At 55.0% G+C, this 17,162-nt stretch carries 22 protein-coding genes; 2 read left to right on the top strand and 20 right to left on the bottom strand.

Going from position 1 to position 17,162, the window contains the following annotated elements:
- Positions 1-16: 16 nt before the first annotated feature.
- The 20 genes from SK38_RS02425 to SK38_RS02335 all read right to left on the bottom strand — a co-directional run bounded on the left by SK38_RS02425 (position 17) and on the right by SK38_RS02335 (position 14,120).
- Entirely contained in the window at positions 17-535 is a 519-nt protein-coding gene (locus tag SK38_RS02425; RefSeq protein WP_041327772.1) for a phage major tail tube protein, read from the bottom strand.
- Between the two features lie 12 nt (positions 536-547).
- Complete coding sequence (locus SK38_RS02420; RefSeq protein ID WP_048235001.1) at positions 548-1,741, bottom strand: phage tail sheath protein; 1,194 nt, start codon at positions 1,739-1,741, stop codon at positions 548-550.
- Between the two features lie 136 nt (positions 1,742-1,877).
- On the bottom strand, positions 1,878-2,456 hold the full coding sequence (locus tag SK38_RS02415; protein ID WP_048235000.1) for a tail fiber assembly protein: 579 nt from the start codon (positions 2,454-2,456) through the stop codon (positions 1,878-1,880).
- A complete protein-coding gene (locus SK38_RS02410; RefSeq protein WP_048234998.1) occupies positions 2,456-4,282 on the bottom strand; it encodes a phage tail protein in 1,827 nt (608 codons plus the stop codon). The genes SK38_RS02415 and SK38_RS02410 overlap by 1 nt, the downstream gene beginning before the upstream one ends.
- A 10-nt stretch (positions 4,283-4,292) precedes the next feature.
- Complete coding sequence (locus tag SK38_RS02405; RefSeq protein WP_048234997.1) at positions 4,293-4,823, bottom strand: phage tail protein I; 531 nt, start codon at positions 4,821-4,823, stop codon at positions 4,293-4,295.
- Positions 4,816-5,724: a baseplate assembly protein gene (locus tag SK38_RS02400; protein ID WP_048234995.1), complete on the bottom strand. Its 909-nt coding sequence runs from the start codon at positions 5,722-5,724 to the stop codon at positions 4,816-4,818. Before SK38_RS02400 ends, SK38_RS02405 begins: the two co-directional genes overlap by 8 nt.
- Before the next feature lie 5 nt (positions 5,725-5,729).
- Complete coding sequence (locus tag SK38_RS02395) at positions 5,730-6,080, bottom strand: GPW/gp25 family protein (protein ID WP_048234993.1); 351 nt, start codon at positions 6,078-6,080, stop codon at positions 5,730-5,732.
- The gene (locus tag SK38_RS02390; RefSeq protein ID WP_048234990.1) at positions 6,077-6,718 is read right to left on the bottom strand and encodes a phage baseplate assembly protein V; all 642 of its coding nucleotides are present in this window, start codon (positions 6,716-6,718) and stop codon (positions 6,077-6,079) included. The genes SK38_RS02395 and SK38_RS02390 overlap by 4 nt, the downstream gene beginning before the upstream one ends.
- Before the next feature lie 349 nt (positions 6,719-7,067).
- Positions 7,068-8,054, bottom strand: coding sequence for a hypothetical protein (locus SK38_RS02385; protein WP_048234989.1), 987 nt, complete (start codon positions 8,052-8,054; stop codon positions 7,068-7,070).
- Between the two features lie 310 nt (positions 8,055-8,364).
- Positions 8,365-8,811 carry a phage virion morphogenesis protein gene (locus SK38_RS02380; protein ID WP_048234987.1) on the bottom strand — a complete coding sequence of 149 codons (447 nt, stop codon included), beginning with the start codon at positions 8,809-8,811 and terminating at the stop codon, positions 8,365-8,367.
- Entirely contained in the window at positions 8,804-9,271 is a 468-nt protein-coding gene (locus SK38_RS02375; RefSeq protein ID WP_048234985.1) for a phage tail protein, read from the bottom strand. The genes SK38_RS02380 and SK38_RS02375 overlap by 8 nt, the downstream gene beginning before the upstream one ends.
- Complete coding sequence (gene lysC / locus SK38_RS25140) at positions 9,234-9,479, bottom strand: Rz1-like lysis system protein LysC (RefSeq protein WP_231587302.1); 246 nt, start codon at positions 9,477-9,479, stop codon at positions 9,234-9,236. The genes SK38_RS02375 and lysC overlap by 38 nt, the downstream gene beginning before the upstream one ends.
- Positions 9,367-9,792 carry an Rz-like lysis system protein LysB gene (gene lysB, locus SK38_RS02370; RefSeq protein WP_048234983.1) on the bottom strand — a complete coding sequence of 142 codons (426 nt, stop codon included), beginning with the start codon at positions 9,790-9,792 and terminating at the stop codon, positions 9,367-9,369. Before lysB ends, lysC begins: the two co-directional genes overlap by 113 nt.
- Positions 9,789-10,298, bottom strand: a complete 510-nt coding sequence (locus tag SK38_RS02365; protein ID WP_048234981.1) for a lysozyme — start codon at positions 10,296-10,298, stop codon at positions 9,789-9,791. The genes lysB and SK38_RS02365 overlap by 4 nt, the downstream gene beginning before the upstream one ends.
- Entirely contained in the window at positions 10,282-10,503 is a 222-nt protein-coding gene (locus tag SK38_RS02360; RefSeq protein WP_048234979.1) for a phage holin family protein, read from the bottom strand. The genes SK38_RS02365 and SK38_RS02360 overlap by 17 nt, the downstream gene beginning before the upstream one ends.
- Positions 10,494-10,697 (bottom strand): tail protein X, encoded by a 204-nt coding sequence (locus tag SK38_RS02355; RefSeq protein WP_048218635.1) that lies wholly within the window; start codon positions 10,695-10,697, stop codon positions 10,494-10,496. Before SK38_RS02355 ends, SK38_RS02360 begins: the two co-directional genes overlap by 10 nt.
- A complete protein-coding gene (locus SK38_RS02350; protein WP_048234978.1) occupies positions 10,697-11,203 on the bottom strand; it encodes a head completion/stabilization protein in 507 nt (168 codons plus the stop codon). The genes SK38_RS02355 and SK38_RS02350 overlap by 1 nt, the downstream gene beginning before the upstream one ends.
- 99 nt (positions 11,204-11,302) lie before the next feature.
- Positions 11,303-12,061, bottom strand: coding sequence for a phage terminase small subunit (locus tag SK38_RS02345; protein ID WP_048234976.1), 759 nt, complete (start codon positions 12,059-12,061; stop codon positions 11,303-11,305).
- A gap of 3 nt (positions 12,062-12,064) precedes the next feature.
- A complete protein-coding gene (locus SK38_RS02340; protein WP_048234975.1) occupies positions 12,065-13,225 on the bottom strand; it encodes a phage major capsid protein, P2 family in 1,161 nt (386 codons plus the stop codon).
- A gap of 31 nt (positions 13,226-13,256) precedes the next feature.
- Positions 13,257-14,120: a GPO family capsid scaffolding protein gene (locus tag SK38_RS02335; RefSeq protein ID WP_048234974.1), complete on the bottom strand. Its 864-nt coding sequence runs from the start codon at positions 14,118-14,120 to the stop codon at positions 13,257-13,259.
- Between the two features lie 164 nt (positions 14,121-14,284).
- Between SK38_RS02335 and SK38_RS02330 the strand changes: the two genes are divergently transcribed.
- The gene (locus tag SK38_RS02330) at positions 14,285-16,054 is read left to right on the top strand and encodes a terminase ATPase subunit family protein (protein WP_048234973.1); all 1,770 of its coding nucleotides are present in this window, start codon (positions 14,285-14,287) and stop codon (positions 16,052-16,054) included.
- Positions 16,054-17,088: a phage portal protein gene (locus SK38_RS02325; protein ID WP_048234972.1), complete on the top strand. Its 1,035-nt coding sequence runs from the start codon at positions 16,054-16,056 to the stop codon at positions 17,086-17,088. Before SK38_RS02330 ends, SK38_RS02325 begins: the two co-directional genes overlap by 1 nt.
- The last annotated feature ends 74 nt before the right edge of the window (positions 17,089-17,162 follow it).

The raw sequence follows: 17,162 nt of genomic DNA, 5'->3' as shown, positions 1-17,162 counted from the left end.
CTGACCGGGTAAGGGATTACAGGCCAATCGCCCTGCGGTGCTCCGCCAGACGGTCGACGCCGTCGACTTTCAGCACCATGTTAACGACGTCAATCTCGATGACTTCGCGGCCATCAATCGTGAGCTGGTAATAGGCGCACTCAGTCGACATTTTGGTCGTGCCGCTTTCGCCCTGCTTGTTCTCACCGCCGTCATACTCTTTGTGACGGCCACGCATCACCACCTCGACGGCAGAAATCGCGCCGGTGTCATCACGCTGGAAAGAGCCTGTAAAGCGCAGCGGCACACTGTCAGCGCCCGGCGAGGCATACTGCGCCCACAGTTCAACGTCAGGCAGACCGCCGAGCGTCCATTCCAGCGACAGCGCGTCGTCATCGAGGCCAAGGTCAATTGATACCGCACCCGGCATCCCACCGCCGCGATATTTCTCCAGCTTGCGGGTCAGTTTTGGCAGGGTGACGGACTCAACGACGCCCATGTAGCTGAGGCCATCGTTGAACATATTCAGATATTTAAGTTTGCGGGGTAACGCCATGTTCTGAGCTCCTTAGCTGTTGACCGAGTCCGACAGATTCGCCAGATAGGTATCGGTGATGCGCTGGCGCAGGGTCAGGTTCTCCAGCGGCGGGACGGGGGTGTAGTCGTAATCGATATACAGCTTCCCGACTTTGAGGGTCGCGGTCTCGTTCGACTCCGGGTCATACCAGCAGGAGCCGTCAACGATATACCCGTTATTTTTCAGCTCGCGGAATTTGGCATTGATACCCGATACGATGTCGCGAATGAGGGTTGGGGTAATGGGTTTATCCATCGCCCACGCATGCGCCTCCGCCATCGTGTCGGCCAGTACCTGCGCAGTGCGGGTGTAGTTCTCATACAGGAAAAGCGGGTCATCTGAGCAGGTGCGGTTTCCCCAAAACTTGAAACCGTCATTGCGGATAAGCGTCGTAACACCGGCTTTGTTAAGCAGGTTGGCGTCGGTCGCGGGCTCCTGCAAATCCCACGACACAGAGGCGCTGACGCCGGTGACGCCATTCACGCCGACGTTTGACAGAGTTTTATGCCAGCCGACGGTCTGGTCAATTTTGGCACGCAGACCGAGCGCGCGCGCCGTTGCCCAGGCTGTCGCAGTCTCATTCGCCGTGGTGTCCCATGCCAGAAAATCAGGGAAGATAACCATCAGCTCACGCTGGCTGAAATTCTCGCGGTAGTTAATGGCGTCAGAAATGGTTTTGCAGCCCCACGCACTGACATAGCCAAAGGCGCGCAGGCTCTGGCAGGTGGACGCGAGCGCCGTCGCCACTTCCTGCGGATCCAGACCCGGCACGCCGAGAATGCGCGGCTTCACGCCGGTGACGGTCTGCGCCGTCAGCAGCGCTTTCAGGCCGGTATATTTGCCGTTTTCGTCGGTCGTGCCGATGATGTTGGAAATGGTTTGTTTCTTCCCGGCCTCCGGGTCATCCGGGTCTTCTGCGCCTTCGGCCACGCGCACGGCCACAATGACCGGTTTGCACTGGTCAGCGATGGCCTGCAGGGATGTCGACAGCGTCCCCTTTTTGCCCGCCTTACCGATAGCGCTTTGCACGTTAGTAATGAGCACCGGCTCATTGAGGGGAAATGTCTTTTCGTCAGCATCGCTGGCCGTGCAGACCATGCCGATGATGGCCGTTGAGACGGTGGAAATGGTGCGCACGCCATCGTTAATCTCGATGACTTCTACGCCATGATGAAAATCACTCATCCGTTTAACTCCGTGGCTAAGGGTGAGTGTATTTTCTGTTGTGTGGTGATGGCGGGCTATTTGTCAGGGTTGGATAAGGTCTGACACAACCGGGGAGCAGGAAAGCGCGGGCAACCGCCCGCCTGAGTGATGCCGGTTATGCGGGCAGTTCCGGCCATGTGATATCAGGGGCATCTTCGGGTTTGACCCTGTTGAGCATGACGCGATACTTTTTCCATGCGAGTAAACGCGCGGCTTCGTCTTCCGTTGCCATATCCATATCAACAGCATCCTGAAGGGGAGCGATGGTCGATGTTGCTATAATCAGCAGGTTTGCTTTTTCCTGCGCCGCCTGTCCCTGACGAAATGTTTTTTCCGCTTCGGCATCGTGGATCCACTTAGCGCCATCCCATTTTACATACTCCCCGTCAGGTGCAACCGACACAACGTTATCAGGCAGAGCGCCCAGCTTTTCAATAACAACGGGCTGACCGGTGCTGATGTCATAGACGGTTGTCCCGCGGTGGTCTTCCACCCGAGACCATTTATTAGCCTGAGCATCGAAAACAGCCACAAAACCCGCCGTCACTTTTGGGGGCGCAATATCGGTGCTGTAGGCAGGCAGGCCTGTATTGGCCGGAATAAAACCATCCCCTTTACCGATAAACTCATTCGTGGAAGATGACAGGTTGTAAATCGTAATAACCCGGTTGGTGCTGGTCATTTTAAAAGCCATTATGCAAGCCTCACTAAATAATTAAATGCGGTGTTTTTTACGGTGTTTTCAGCCTGACCCGAGGGCGAAACGGTCACGCCGTGACTGTGCGCGCCAATGTAGACAGAGTGAGCATGCGCCCCGATCCCCACAACGTGATCATGCGCGCCAATGCCGACGGCGTGAGCGTGGTCGCCGACGCCACCAACAGCCCCCCAGTTTGTCCTGTCAGAGCCGGTATTGGACATGGCAACAACATCCCCCGCTTGCCCGAACTGCGTTCGCCCGGAAATCGGGTGGTTGTGTGCGCCCGCGCCGGTTGTGGATTTGGTGCCATAGTCAAAGACCGATACCGGTTTGGTTCCGTAATCAAATCCGGTGGTGTCCCGGTTTCCGAGGTCGGTACTTGCGACCGTTGCGCCGTGGTCGTGCCACTTAATGCCGTCCAGCTCCTGAGACAGGACAGCACGGCCATCAGGTCTGCCCTTTATCGTCTGGCCGCGCATATCAGGAATAACGCCGGAGGGATACGCCACCGCCAGCAACGGATAGACTGATTTATCAAACGGTTGTCCCTGCATTAAGGCGTGAGCGGGCGGAACGGTATCGGATGGCCACGGAATCGGCGCGCCGACAGGAAAAGCATCATCGGGTGTCCACGTCGTCCACGGCTGCGTGGAATATTTGCTCCGCGAATAGCTTCGGGAACTGCTGTACACGCGATAAACCTGCGTTATCCCTGCGCCCTTTAACACCATCAGCGAACCGGCGTTGTTTTCCGGGTAATGCAATGCTGCGCTGGTATTGGCATTTGCGGGCTGAAAATACAGACCCGGCGTCTGGTAATTATCCAGATCCTGACCCGGACCAATTTCAACACACTGACCGTCAAAAATATCCTGTGACGTGACGCTGATATCACCTGTCAGCGAATGTCCGTTAACTTTTCGCTCAGACGGGACGCGACTATTCGCATTATCATTCACCGCCTTAACCGCTTTCGGTGTCGCGGCGAGGGTCTCAGATGTGCTGTCGGTGGCGCTGCTGAGTTTCACCAGACCTTTCTGCGCCGTGCTCGCGTCCTGAGCCGTATATTTACCACTGGCAAGGTCATACGCCGCCTTAACTGCCTTTGGCGTCGCGGCGAGCGCCTCAGACACGCTGTCGGTGGCGCTACTGAGCTGCACCAGACCTTTCTGCGCCGTGGTCGCGTCCTGAGCCGTATATTTACCACTGGCGAGGTCATACGCCGCCTTAACCGCTTTCGGCGTCGCTGCGAGGCTCTCAGACGTGCTGTCGGTGGCGCTGCTGAGTTGCACAAAGCCTTTTTCTTTCAGCGTGGCGTCAGGATGCCTGCGGGACTGCTCATGCTCTGCCAGGTTGTCGTCAACATAATCCTGCGTCGCCATGACCGTTGTCGCGTCAATGGACAGCTCTACTGAGGCGATACTGCTGACAATAATCACCATACGACAGGTCTGCGCACGCCCCGAGCCCTCCGCCAGCTCCGGCTTGTAGCTCTCCGCCATATTGGCAACGGCTATCAGCGTGCCTGCGTCATCATACAGACCCAGCTCACGCATCCAGAAGCCGCCCACCTCGGGAGGAATGACCAGCTCCGCAACGATATAGTTTTTATTTTTGTTGTCCTGGCTGATTTTATTCAGCGCATGACGCCAGACTTCATTGATGAGCTTTACCTGCCCGACGTTCGGCTCCGGCAGTGCGCCGCCGCCATCACCGACGGCCATCGCGGTAAGGTTCACTTTTTTACCACCCGGCACCGTCGCCGCCGCCAGTTTTGCAGCTCCGGCAGTGGTAATGATTGTTTTAAATTTCGTGCTCATTATTCCTCACTCATCCGGGATAAACCGTAATAATGTCGCCGTCATACACCACACCACCGACAAACATATGACCGGGAATGTCCTGGATAATATTCAGACCAATCAGATGACGGCTGGCAGGCTTCGCATCCGCAATCAGGCGCTCCATTTCAAAATACATTTCCTCAGTGATACCGCTTTCCAGCACACCGATATCAAGCCGGAATGTGCCGGGCGGGTCGCTGGTCTCCCACCACTCCGTGACGTTGATGACATAGCCGAGCGGCTCCACCACCCGACGAACAGCACCGATAGTCCCTTTGTGGCAGTGAATAAAGTACGCATCACGGATGACCGCGCGCTTCGTTTCCTCCGGCCAGTTCTCATCCCAGCGGTCGACAGAAAACGCCCACGCCAGCCACGGCAGCAAATTTGCCGGGCAGGTGTCAGGGCTCCACAGACGACGCAGCGGGACGGGGGTGTTTTCGATATCCGCGCAGGCACGCGCCGCCACCACCTCAAGCGGTGACGAGCCCACCGGCAGCAGACGGGTATCACTCATCCGAGCCCCCGATCACAATGCTGTAATCAGTGCAAAATGACGCCTGCGCACTGCTGAGCACGAGGTCAGCCACCGGTGCGGCCAGCTCCACTCGCTGGACACCTTCGACATGCAGCGCGGCATAAATGGCAGACAGGCGAATGTCACGCCCGAGGCGGTGCTGCGCACTGATATAGCCCTCCAGCTTTTTCACGGCAGCGGCGCGAATGGGTTCACTCTCGGGACCGGGATAGAGATAAAGCGAGGCGGTTATCTGGTAGTCAACAATGTCGGCTGACTGCACCGTCACACGGTCTGCGACCGGCCTGACATCTTCGGCATTAAGCGCGTTACGGACAACTGTGAGCAACTCATCAGAGGCGACGCCGTTGTTTTCACGCGACAGCACAGAAATCGTCACACAGGCAGGTGACGGGCTGGTTACTGAGATATCTGCGACCCGCCCGTCAGCGCTGCGGCCATGGAACTGATAAGCGCCGACAGACCCGGCCACACTCATTCCTTCAAATGCCTGCTGAACGCGCAGACGGTAATCGGTGTCCGACTCCATAACGGCAGGTGTGGGCGGCAGCGTGGTCTCATCGGCAGGCGTGATAACAAGACGCCCGACACTGAAATTTGCGCCGATATTATCGAGGTCATTACCGGCGGCATACGCCAGCATGACCGCGCGCGCCGATTCATTCACGCGCTGACGCCAGATAACCTCCCGGTAAGCGTTCTCCTGCAGCAGCTTAACAATCGGCTCAGATTCAAGCGTCAGCGTGCGCGCAACCGCCTCCTGCTGTTCCTCCGGGTACAGTGAGACAAGCGTCACTTTTCGTTCTGCCAGAATGGTTTCATAATCCAGCTCATCCACCACATCAGGCGCAGCGAGCAGGCTCAGGTCAACAATAGCCATAGTGTTTAACTCAGTGGAAGGGTGATAGAAAAGGGCTGGCCTGACGTCGACCGCGTGCCGGTGATATCGACATACATCGCGCCGTCATTCTCCCCGCGTTCAAAGGTGATGGTCGTCAGGCTGACGCGTGGCTCCCACTTCTGGATCGCGGAATAGCACGCGGCCATAATCTGCAGACGTAGCGCCGGGGTCTGCGGCTGGTCAATAAGCGCCGACAGCAGCGAGCCGTATTCACGACGCATCACACGCGAGCCAACCGGCGTGACCAGAATGTCGCGCACGCTCTGCCTGATATGCTCAACCTCAGAAATACTGAGCCCGGTATGACTGTTCATGCCCAGATAGCTCGTTGTCATTTTGTCCCCACAGTTCTGTCATCGCCCCGTTTCACGCCGCCGTGGTCATGGTCATCCACCTGCACGCCGTTTGATTTAAACGTACCGCCGCCGTGCTCGATGTCGCCGCTCATCTTCCCGCCTTTTTGCACCTCAAGCGTGGCCGTGGTCAGCTTTTTGGTGCAGACCACCTCGGGGGTATCGAGCGTAATGCGGGTGGACGCTTTGACCAGTACCAGCGGCGCCGTTGCGGTAATCGAGTCCGACGCGGTAACGTCAGCAGTTTTGATACCACTCACAGTGAGCGCCCCGCTCTCGGGTTCGTACTCGATAACCGCCCCGTCAGGAAATGAAACGTGAAAGGCATCAGGCGAGGCCGACGGCGCGGGATGGTCATCAGAAAAAATACCGGGTAGCACAAAGGCGGTATCAAGCTCGCCGCCAATGGCAAGAATGAGCACCTGCTCGCCAACCGAGGGAGCCCACCAGACCCGCGAGCGACCGGCGCGGCAGGTCAGCCAGTTTAACCAGGTAGTTTGCATGCCACCTGTCTGGACACGGCAGAGCCCCTCATCGGGATTGACTGCAGTCACAATGCCGGTGCGGATAAGGTTACGGATCGCGCGGGCGATATCCTGAATGGAATTTAATGTATTCATGGGGAAAGAATGCCGCCGGGCAAGGCCAGCGGCAATCAAGGGAAGTTTTGTTAAGGATGAAACAACAAACGGCAATTCAGATTTGCCATTTCGGGCCAGATCCTCCTTTGAGGCTCTGACTGAAACCTAGCCGGACTTCCAGCTTTGTTCCCTAGGTATGTGAAAATGCTTCTGATCGCAGAATTGCCAAAACCAAGCTGAAACTGACATACTACGAAAAATTCGATTCCACTAGCTTATAGCTCGATTTCAGATTTTTATTACCTTACGCAATAAGTTTTTGAACGGAGTTTTAACACACCCTATTCCAAAAGAGGCAGGTGTATATTTCTGCCTATTGCATGTCACCTTATGGGTTAGGCTTCCCTGAAGCTTCTTTTTTTATTTCAAACTTTCCACCCTTGAACATAATATTCGAATCTTTTATACCATATAAAAGCATTTCATAAGGATGATTGATTTTTTGTTCTTTTGTTGCGATACTGGAATTCATCAATTGCAACAAAGCCACATGATGTTCACTTGTCCCTAACTCTACCATTTTAGCAGCCATATTACTTATTTGCTCTCGTTTTAAAAAATCTTCCCGAAGAGAAAGTAACGTTAAACTTCGTGCGTTACAAAATTTAATCATATAAACAACAAACGCACCCAACCCAATATAGGAAAACGATAACGCCAAGTAAATAGCTGGTGTAGTTATTATGCTTTGCCCAAAAATAAGAAAGCCTAACATACCAAAAAAATAAAAAACATTCACCAAAATAAACATATTACTCATCAGAGCCTTTGTACTTCTAGTAGCATCATATTCTTTCTCCAGATGCTCCAAAAATGATGATATTTTTATTAAATTTAACTTTTCAATAGTTTCTTTCTCTAAAACCTTAAACTGCTCACTCTCTCTGATTAATTTTTTAGTAGTAGCCTCTACTGTATCATGCAATGATTCAGCGATCGCCTCTTCAATTTTATTTTCAGAAAAAACGCTGGTTAAAGCATAATCAGCCAATTCCTTTTGCCTTATCTCTATTAAATTTTCGACATTTTCCTTGTACGCATCAAAATATTTTTGACCGCTCTCATTCAGAAGTATTTTACGAATATGAAATTTTATTTTTTCATCTGTCATTGGTTGACTTTCAGTATTACCACCTTTCTTTGCATCATTATCTTTAGTTGCCGTATTATACCTATCCTTGCCAGAATCAAGTAAGTTCCGAGCAATAAATCTCAACGCAGGCCCCCGCAGAGCGAATAAGGCCACTATCACAAAAATAATGAATGGTGAAGCATCGATAAATGATCGAAAAAATGCGTAAGAGATTTCATTCATAAAAACCTCCCTAACTAAAATCAAAGAATTTACATTTACACATATTTTCTACTGACTGAACCAATTTGACAAGAAAGATAAGCATATTTATATCTATTTTTTCCAACACCCATAGAGAACAAAAAAACTCCAACAAAATCAATCTATTAACATGAATCCGCTTTAAGACCCATCATCCGTGACCAATAAATTATCTGACCATGATATTCTTGATAATCATACAGAAGACACTTTCCATCATATCGTTTTTAGATTTTCATCAAATATCAATCACACACCATCAGCAGGGACAGATAAACTCGCAGTTCATTCAACTTAGATGAGCAAAAACAAGAGCCTCAATTAACTGTTTATCGTTCCTGCTAAAACCGAGTAACTTGCGCTCTGGATACTGCACTTCCTGAGTATGAGGGTTAGGTCGGTCTTTGAGTCCGAGCTGATGAATCTGCGCAATACGTTGCACTCTGCCCTTAAACTCCACCACAGCAGAATCATTGCGGCCACTGGCTTTCATGTAGCGACTCGTTCGCAGCTTCTGAAACATCGCCCGTTTTATTCGCCCTTTTTTTGCCCTGAGCGGCTGGCGTTTTCGAGCCTGATAGGGCGAGCCATCAGGTGCTTTTTGCTGTTTGATACGTTGCTGTTGGGATCTGCGCAGTTGCTTTGCTATTTCAGCGGCCAGCTTACGCCGACCAGCCGGTGATATTGCCGAAATCAGCCCCGCTAGTTTATCGTCAAAAGGCTTAAATTCATTCATCCCATTTGCTCACCAGTTCACCATTGATATAGAGCTCTGTCGGACGGGTGACAGGCTCAGGCAGTGGCGGCTCCGGGGCATAGCTGACATGTAATGCGCCGTTTTCTTCCCGGACAAGGGTGCGCTCGGTCAGTTGCAGGCTGATACTGATATCAACATTATCGCCGTCGTTTAAATCCATCTGGAATCGATAGCCCTTTTTGCGCCCCTCATCGAGCGTGCAGATATCCGGCTGGTTTTCTCGCAGCCACGCCACCACCGGCACAAAAATCAGGTCGGGGTCGCCGACAAAGTCACACACGATCACATTCAGCGTGTATTTCTTTTCATGGGACAGCGAAGCCGCGAGACGCGCATCAATATTCCCCTCATCGACAAAGATACGCATCATCTCGGGGTTATTCAGGAGCTGCGGGACGGCGTCATTCAGCGCTTTGCGCAGGCTTTTCATTTTCTGCATCGATTTTATCCTGACAGTCTTTGATGGTTTCGACCTTAATCGCGCAGGCGGTGAGCGCGTGCTCAAGCCTGCGAATATCGGCACTCAGATCACCGTTAGTGACGGGTTCGCTTCCCGGCATCGGGCAGAGGCTCACCTTCGGGCAGGCGTTGTAAACAACGGGCGGCGGAGGCGCAGCCTGTTCGGATGTGCAACCGGCGCACAGCATCAGGCAGCTTATCGCTGTACCAGCGGCGTAGCGTCTCATTTTCATTCATCAGCCTCGTTATGGTTTCTTCCCGCCTTGCCGCCTGCTCACCGGCAACGGCCAGATCATCACCGAGCCTGACCTGCGCTTCCTCGTTCGCCCTGGCGATTCGCTGCGATACGGCAAGTTGATTTTTCAGCATGCCAATCGTCGTCTTTTGCGCACTGGCGACGCGGTTCGCTTTCTCAAATGACTGGGATAAGTTCTCATTTTCATGTCTCAGCCACAGCACCACAGCGAGCAGCCCGGCCAGCAGGATCATCAGCACTTTCATTGCATCGCCTTTACGCAGTAAGCCCATTCCCGCGCGCGGCGGTTCTCCAGCCCTTTGTTTTTTGTGCCATTGACATACACCCAGCGGGTGAGCTGGTCGCACGCCTGCCACCACTGGTGACGTTTGATAAACGAGACCAGCGTCGACCTGCAGGCCGCACCGGTTCCGACGTTAAACGCAAAACTGACCAGCGAGTCATAGACGCGCGGTGGCATATCCACCGGCACACAGACCGCGAGCCGTTGCTCAACGTTGAGCACATCGGCAACGAGATTCTCCGCCGCCTGTCGCTCGGTGATATCCCCTTTCGGGACCACCCCGGCAGTGTGGCCGATGCCCGACGTCCACACTCCCGCGCTGCACTGGTAAGGTGTCAGGCGACATCCTTCGAGGTCGGCAATCAGTGCCAGCCCCTCGGGCGAGGTGTTAAGCAGACGAAAGTCAGGCATCAGCGCGGCCAGCACCAGCACGGCGGCCACACTGCAGCGTTTAATGATTGAACTCACGGGCAGCCTCCTTATCGAGTCCGAGTGAGGTCAGGTAGCGGTAGGTTTTGCGCTTAAACCAGTAATTCGTCAGCGCGGTAAAAATGGCGCAGGCACTCCCCACATAGAGCGCCAGCTTTTCGGGGGACATCGCCCCGAAATACGCCAGCCCCACGGCCAGCCAGTAAGCGATAAACGTCGTGATTTTTTCCACACTCAGTCCCATAAATTCACCGTCTCGGTTTTCGGGGCGCTGTCAGTTTCGGGCAGCTCTATTGTCGTGCCGTGCGGCAGAATAACGCCCAGCTCCGACAGACCCGGATTCGCCTGCAGCACCGTTTCAACGACGCCCTCAGTACGCCCGTAATACCGGGCGCAAATCGCATCGAGGGTGTCGCCCTGCATCGCCCTGACCTTCATCAGATTTGACCGACAATACAGCGCGGCTTGTCCTGAATACGCGCCACAGACCAGCGCATATCCCGCCACAGCTCATCGATAACCGCCTCGGTGCTTTCCGCCTTGCGGTCGCCTTTTGCAGTCGCATCGATGCCGCGATAGCGCTCAAACAGCGTGGCGCTGGTCATGGCGCAGACAGCGCGGAAATAGTGGAAACAGCGCACGCTTTCGCCATCGATATCATCGGCAGGCACATCGGCCAGCGTGTCATGCCCTGCGGCCATCTGCTCAACCCGCCACAGGGCAAGCTCCGCATTGGTTTCAGCCATACCGGCTTTAATCGCATCATTCAGGCGTAGCGCGGAAACGGTCTGCTCCAGACGCATCAGCTCGCGCACGCGCTTCGGATCCACATCAGGGAAAAAGAAGGTGTTTTTTATTACTGGCTCGCTCACGCCAGGTGGCGGAATGACCATGCCCGGCACGTCCTGCGGCTCTTTTTTTGGCTCAATAATCACTGTCGTCATGACAACCTCGGGTAATGGGTGGGCGGTGGACGCCGGTCGCAGTCAGGGCAATCAATACCCGCATTGACCAGCGTGCCGCCCGGCTCGGGGAGCGTTCTGTTAACCGGCGACTTTCCTCGGGCGTCCCCGCCCTCGTTTCACCGGTGAATCTTGTTTTTTCGCGGGTGCCTTTTTCGCCGCTTTCGGCGCCAGTTTTTTGACGGCGACCGGTTTCGGGTTCAGCTCGCGAGTGAGGGTTTCAATGTCTTTTCTTACCCCGGCGTGGGTGTCGAGCTGTAAGGCGCGTTGCAGGTGAGAAAGCGCATTCTCAGGCTGACCGGCATCACGCAGAGTCAGACCGGTGACCTTGTGCAGTCGGGCGCGCACTTCGTCAGGCATATCGGCCTCAGCAGTCAGCCCGATGACGTAAAGGAGTTGTGCGGCGTCGACCGGCTCACCGGCAATACGGGCGCGGGTTGCCGCGAGTGCGACCTCTTCGGCCAGCATGTAAGGTGTGGTGCGGGAATGATTTTCCGGCATCGACAGACCGAAACGCAGCGCGTAGCGCGCAATCTCAATCGCGCCGGTGATATCCCCCGCATCAAGACGCCAGAGCATCACCGTCATCAGAATGTCATCCTGTGCGCCGGTGCCGCTGTCCAGTACGCCAGCGACCCACGGCAGGTACAGCGGGAGTAATTCGCGTTTTTTATCCGCTTTGCGTTCTTTCGAACGAATTGCTGATAGCGTCCGGCGGTCTGCGGCCAGCTTGACGAGCATTTGCTCGTAAGGTGAGGCATGACGCAGCGGGGCGTTATCCCGCTGCGATGCCCTGATAGCCGAGACCCGCATCGCGTGACGCTGTGCGGGGGTTGCCATCGGTTATGCCTCCGCGCCGTCAGTGGTGTCGGCTTTAGCCGGAGCAGTACCGGTCATCGACTGCATCGCCTTGAGCATTGCCGCCGCGAAGACTTCCGCGCTGGTCGCTTCCGGCGTGGCGGTTTCTTCCGGCTCGAGGATCTCGATATTTTCAATCAGGCACCCGGCCTCGTAGTCCTCGATAACGAAATCGACTTTGACCTGTTCGTAGTTTTCCACCTGGTCGAGTTTCGGATTTTCGACGATGTGGCGGCGGTGGCCGTCCTCGTACAGATAAATCGAAATGTTATCCAGCGTGGTAATGAAGACGCTGTTTGCCGGGAAGAACGGCGCGCGCACCGCCTGAAGCTGGCCGATGGTTTTCTGGCTGATAATCAGCTCACCGGCGAGCTGTTCGCTGTTCGCCTGGAATTTGTTAATCATCGGGAAGTATTTGTCGGTCAGGATACGGCGACCACAGATAACCACCATTTCCGGGTTCTCGCGGTGAATTTCCGCGACCAGCGACTCGAAAGCATCCATGACCAGCGCGTCGAGGTTGGCGTAATGCCCCCCTTTACCCACTTTGATGGTATTCGAAATCACGGTGCCGTCAGCGTCTGTGATGCTGGACATCACCCGCTCAGGCGCATCGTTGCGGTATTTCTGCAGCCAGCCGACAGCCACATCCTGAAGTAACGGGTTTTTGCTACGGTCAGACGTCGCCGCCCGGCTCACGCCGTTAAAGCCGATAGTGATGTAATCCAGTGCCTGACGCTTGATGATGGCGTTACGAATGCGAATCTGGAAATCCTGAAAACGCGCCCACAGGTCGAGTTTGTTGTACTTCAGGTGATAGTCGAAGTTCACCGGATGGCAGAAATAGCGGTACGCATCCATTTTCGCGAAATCAGCGGTTTTACGCTCGACCCCGCCGTCGGTGTCAGCGGTGCTGGCAATGGAGCCGGTCACATCGATGCCGACCTTCTCTTCGGTCAGCTCGCCAACGGTCACCATGTTGATGAGCTTCAGGAAGCTGGACGACTGCTGGATTTTGTCAAACAGGGTCTGCGTCACCGACGGCTCGACGGTGAATTTTTTGTTGAGGTCGCTGACCTCGATGCCGTTCAGTTCGGCGATACGGCTCAGGTACTGATTGAATTTAAAACGGGTGTCTTTACGCATGGCGTTTCTTTTCCTTCGGGTTTATCAGGGGTTAGCAGTCGGTCAGCGTGGAGACCGCCGAATCGCCGTCACCGCCGGTGCTTAACTTGCGGCGCGCCTGTGATCTGCTTTCGGTGTTTTCCAGCGTGGTGGTCAGGGTGCTGAATTGCTGCGAGGTGGCGTCGGCCTGTTCGGCCAGCGCTTTTTTGACGTCGGCGAGTTCGGCTTCAATTGCACTGAAACGCACCCCGGCGCTTTCGCCGCCGGTCTGCACCCGCTCGGCGATGGCGGTCACGGCTTCATGTACATCACCGAAACGCGCATCGTCGTCAGTCTGTTTACGGCTGAAGATGCCTTTCACGGTGTCGCTGAGTCTGGTCAGCAGGGTGTCTGGCAGGTCTTCGAATTCCAGCTCGGCAAGGGTTGCCACTGAGAACAGGTCGCCCGGCTGGTCTTTCTTCCCGGCCAGTGGGTTTTGTTGTGCGCGGGAGCAGAATTGCAGGTATTCAGTGCCGAGACTCGCCGGATCGTCGGTTACCGCCAGCCCGATGAGGTGACATTTGCCGGTGTTGGCAAAGTTCGGACGAATTTCCATCGAGGTGTAAACCTTCTGGCCTTTAGCCAGCATCGCGAGAAGGTTGTCGAGCGGGGCAATTTTGCCGAACAGCGCCAGCTTGCCGTTCAGCGCCGAATCGTCGTCGATCACTTCTGCTTTCACTTCCGTGACGTCGCCATAGCGGCAAAACGGGCTGTCGGGAATAACGCTGCGGATATGTTCGAGGTTAATGCGACAGCCGTAGACGCGCGGGTCAAAGCCGTCGGCCATTTCCTGAATATCGGTCGCACTGATGACGCGACCGTCGCAGGTGTCCCCCTCGACGCCAATGCGAAACCATTTCGAAATTTTTTTAGCCATGAGTCAGGTGTCCTGAGTTGGGTTATCGGGTCGGATGTAGTTTCCCGACTCCCTCCCTCGCCAGCCACCGGTTACAGAAGTGCAACCCCTGACACAACAGGGGGTTAGCGATTCATCTCCCCTGAATCTTTAGCCTTGCCGTGTACTCATCACAGTGAGGTTTTATGACCACCACCAACGACACATCACTACTCAGCGACCCGCGACGACAGGCCGCGCTTTTGTTCTGGCAGGGCTATTCCGTGCCACAAATCGCGGAGCAGTTACAGGTCAAGCGCCCCACGGTGCAGAGCTGGAAACAGCGCGACAAATGGGAAGAAACCGCCCCGCTAAACCGGGTCGAGTTCACGCTCGAGGCGCGGCTGATTCAGCTCTATGCAAAGCCTGACCTGACGGCTCACGACTTTAAGGTCGCGGATTTTCTGGCGCGCCAGATGGAGCGCCTCGCGCGGGTTAACCGCTACGGCCAGACCGGCAACGAGGCGGATTTAAACCCGAACGTGGCCAACCGCAATAAAGGGGAAAAGAAAAAGCCGAAAAAGAACTTTTTCAGCGAAGAGGCTATCGGGAAACTCGAAGAGATTTTTCTCGAGCAGTCTTTCGACTATCAGCTCGAATGGTGGCGCGCGGGGCTGGCGCACCGCATCAGGCACATTCTGAAATCGCGACAGATTGGCGCGACGTTTTACTTTGCGCGTGAGGCGCTGTTACAGGCGCTGAAGACCGGCCACAACCAGATATTTTTGTCGGCCAGTAAGACACAGGCCTATGTATTCCGTAAATACATTATCGCCTTTGCCCGACAGGCTGGCGTCGAGCTCACCGGCGACCCGATAGTGCTCGGCAACAATGGTGCGGAGCTGATGTTTCTCGGTACCAATGCCAACACAGCACAGAGTCACAACGGTGACCTGTATGTCGACGAAATTTTCTGGATCCCCAACTTTCAGAAACTGAAACGCGTCGCCGGGGGGATGTCGTCACAGGAGCATTTACGCACGACCTATTTTTCGACTCCCTCATCGCTGGCGCACGGCGCCTACCCGTTCTGGTCGGGTGAGCAGTTCAACAAGGGGCACTCAGACAAGAGCGAGCGCGTCGATATAGATATCAGTCACGCCGCACTCGCGAAGGGCGTCGCCTGTCCTGACGGCCAGTGGCGACAGATTGTCACCATCGAGGACGCACTCGCCAAAGGGTGCACCCTGTTCAACATCGATACGCTGAAGCGAGAGAACAGTGTCGATGAGTTCCGCAACCTGTTTATGTGCGAGTTCGTCGACGATAAAGCGTCGGTATTCCCGTTCGAAGAGCTGCAACGCTGCATGGTCGACAGCCTCGAGAAATGGGAGGACTACGCGCCATTTGCCGACCGGCCATTCGGTCACCGCCCGGTGTGGATTGGCTACGACCCGTCATTACGTGGCGACAGCGCCGGATGCGTCGTTATCGCGCCGCCGGTCGTTGCCGGTGGTAAATTCCGCATCCTCGAGCGCCACCAGTGGAAAGGGATGGACTTCGCCCAACAGGCCGAATCCATTCGCGAGCTCACGCAGAAATACACCGTGGAATATATCGGCATCGATGCGACCGGGCTCGGTCAGGGCGTCTTCCAGCTCGTGCGTTCGTTCTACCCGGCCACGCGTGAAATCCGCTACACGCCGGAAATGAAAACCGCAATGGTGCTCAAAGCAAAAGACACCATTCGCCGCGGTTGCCTCGAGTACGACGTCAGCGCGACCGATATCACGCAGTCATTTATGTCTATCCGCAAAACCATGACCAGCAGCGGGCGCAGCTCGACCTATGAGGCCAGCCGCACCGAGGAAGCCAGTCACGCCGATCTCGCTTGGGCAACCATGCACGTATTAATCAATGAGCCGCTGACCGCCGCGACCGGTGAGCAGTCATCCAGCATCATGGAGTGGAACTAATGAGCAAGAAACGCAACAAGCGCCAGCCGCCGCGCACCCAAAACCACACCGCCGCACCGGCACAGAGCATGGAAGCATTCACTTTTGGTGAGCCGACGCCGGTACTTGACCGCCGCGATATTCTCGATTACGTCGAGTGCATCGACAATGGCCAGTGGTACGAGCCGCCGGTGAGTTTCTCCGGGCTGGCGAAAAGTATGCGCGCCGCCGTGCACCACAGCTCACCGATTTACGTAAAGCGTAATATTCTGGTGTCGACCTACATCCCGCACCCGTTGTTATCCCGTCAGGATTTCACCCGGTTTGCGCTCGACTATCTGGTGTTTGGCAATGCGTTTATCGAAGAGCGGCGCGGCCTGACCGGCAAACCGTTAAAACTGGAAACCTCACCGGCAAAATATACCCGCCGTGGCATCGATGATGACGTTTACTGGTACATTCAGAGCTACACACAGCCGCACCAGTTCGCGCCTGGCTCCGTCTTCCACCTGCTCGAGCCCGATATTAATCAGGAGCTTTACGGGATGCCGGAATACCTGAGCGCACTCAATTCAGCCTGGCTGAATGAATCGGCGACCCTGTTCCGTCGCAAGTATTACCAGAACGGCGCGCATGCGGGTTACATCATGTATGTGACCGACGCCGCGCAAAGCAGCACCGACGTCGAGGCATTGCGAAAGGCGATGCGCGACTCAAAAGGCCTCGGCAATTTTAAGAACCTGTTTTTCTACGCGCCGAATGGTAAAGCAGACGGGATTAAAATTGTGCCACTGAGCGAGGTTGCCACGAAAGATGATTTTTTTAATATCAAAAAAGTCAGCGCCGCTGATCTTCTCGACGCGCATCGCATCCCGTTCCAGTTAATGGGCGGCAAACCTGAGAACGTCGGCTCAGTAGGTGATGTTGAGAAGGTGGCAAAGGTCTTTGTGCGTAACGAGCTGACCCCGTTACAGGCGCGGTTTATGGAGTTGAACGAGTGGGCGGGTGAAGAAATTATCCGCTTCGAAAAATACAGCCTCGGCTACGACGAATAACTCCACTCACAGCCGCCCGTCGTGGCGGCTTTACCCCCACCGCACACAACGCCCTCAGCGCCACGACACGCCGT

This window comes from Citrobacter sp. MGH110 (genome assembly GCF_001037515.1).
Lineage (GTDB): Bacteria > Pseudomonadota > Gammaproteobacteria > Enterobacterales > Enterobacteriaceae > Citrobacter > Citrobacter portucalensis.
This window is presented reverse-complemented; position numbering and strand designations above follow the sequence as displayed.

Bases quoted from the DNA above. Each gene is read 5' to 3' on its own strand.
- SK38_RS02425 (WP_041327772.1), bottom strand. From the start codon at position 535: ATGGCGTTACCCCGCAAACTTAAATATCTGAATATGTTCAACGATGGC.
- SK38_RS02420 (WP_048235001.1), bottom strand. From the start codon at position 1,741: ATGAGTGATTTTCATCATGGCGTAGAAGTCATCGAGATTAACGATGGC.
- SK38_RS02415 (WP_048235000.1), bottom strand. From the start codon at position 2,456: ATGGCTTTTAAAATGACCAGCACCAACCGGGTTATTACGATTTACAAC.
- SK38_RS02410 (WP_048234998.1), bottom strand. From the start codon at position 4,282: ATGAGCACGAAATTTAAAACAATCATTACCACTGCCGGAGCTGCAAAA.
- SK38_RS02405 (WP_048234997.1), bottom strand. From the start codon at position 4,823: ATGAGTGATACCCGTCTGCTGCCGGTGGGCTCGTCACCGCTTGAGGTG.
- SK38_RS02400 (WP_048234995.1), bottom strand. From the start codon at position 5,724: ATGGCTATTGTTGACCTGAGCCTGCTCGCTGCGCCTGATGTGGTGGAT.
- SK38_RS02395 (WP_048234993.1), bottom strand. From the start codon at position 6,080: ATGACAACGAGCTATCTGGGCATGAACAGTCATACCGGGCTCAGTATT.
- SK38_RS02390 (WP_048234990.1), bottom strand. From the start codon at position 6,718: ATGAATACATTAAATTCCATTCAGGATATCGCCCGCGCGATCCGTAAC.
- SK38_RS02385 (WP_048234989.1), bottom strand. From the start codon at position 8,054: ATGAATGAAATCTCTTACGCATTTTTTCGATCATTTATCGATGCTTCA.
- SK38_RS02380 (WP_048234987.1), bottom strand. From the start codon at position 8,811: ATGAATGAATTTAAGCCTTTTGACGATAAACTAGCGGGGCTGATTTCG.
- SK38_RS02375 (WP_048234985.1), bottom strand. From the start codon at position 9,271: ATGCAGAAAATGAAAAGCCTGCGCAAAGCGCTGAATGACGCCGTCCCG.
- lysC (WP_231587302.1), bottom strand. From the start codon at position 9,479: ATGCTGTGCGCCGGTTGCACATCCGAACAGGCTGCGCCTCCGCCGCCC.
- lysB (WP_048234983.1), bottom strand. From the start codon at position 9,792: ATGAAAGTGCTGATGATCCTGCTGGCCGGGCTGCTCGCTGTGGTGCTG.
- SK38_RS02360 (WP_048234979.1), bottom strand. From the start codon at position 10,503: ATGGGACTGAGTGTGGAAAAAATCACGACGTTTATCGCTTACTGGCTG.
- SK38_RS02355 (WP_048218635.1), bottom strand. From the start codon at position 10,697: ATGAAGGTCAGGGCGATGCAGGGCGACACCCTCGATGCGATTTGCGCC.
- SK38_RS02350 (WP_048234978.1), bottom strand. From the start codon at position 11,203: ATGACGACAGTGATTATTGAGCCAAAAAAAGAGCCGCAGGACGTGCCG.
- SK38_RS02345 (WP_048234976.1), bottom strand. From the start codon at position 12,061: ATGGCAACCCCCGCACAGCGTCACGCGATGCGGGTCTCGGCTATCAGG.
- SK38_RS02340 (WP_048234975.1), bottom strand. From the start codon at position 13,225: ATGCGTAAAGACACCCGTTTTAAATTCAATCAGTACCTGAGCCGTATC.
- SK38_RS02335 (WP_048234974.1), bottom strand. From the start codon at position 14,120: ATGGCTAAAAAAATTTCGAAATGGTTTCGCATTGGCGTCGAGGGGGAC.
- SK38_RS02330 (WP_048234973.1), top strand. From the start codon at position 14,285: ATGACCACCACCAACGACACATCACTACTCAGCGACCCGCGACGACAG.
- SK38_RS02325 (WP_048234972.1), top strand. From the start codon at position 16,054: ATGAGCAAGAAACGCAACAAGCGCCAGCCGCCGCGCACCCAAAACCAC.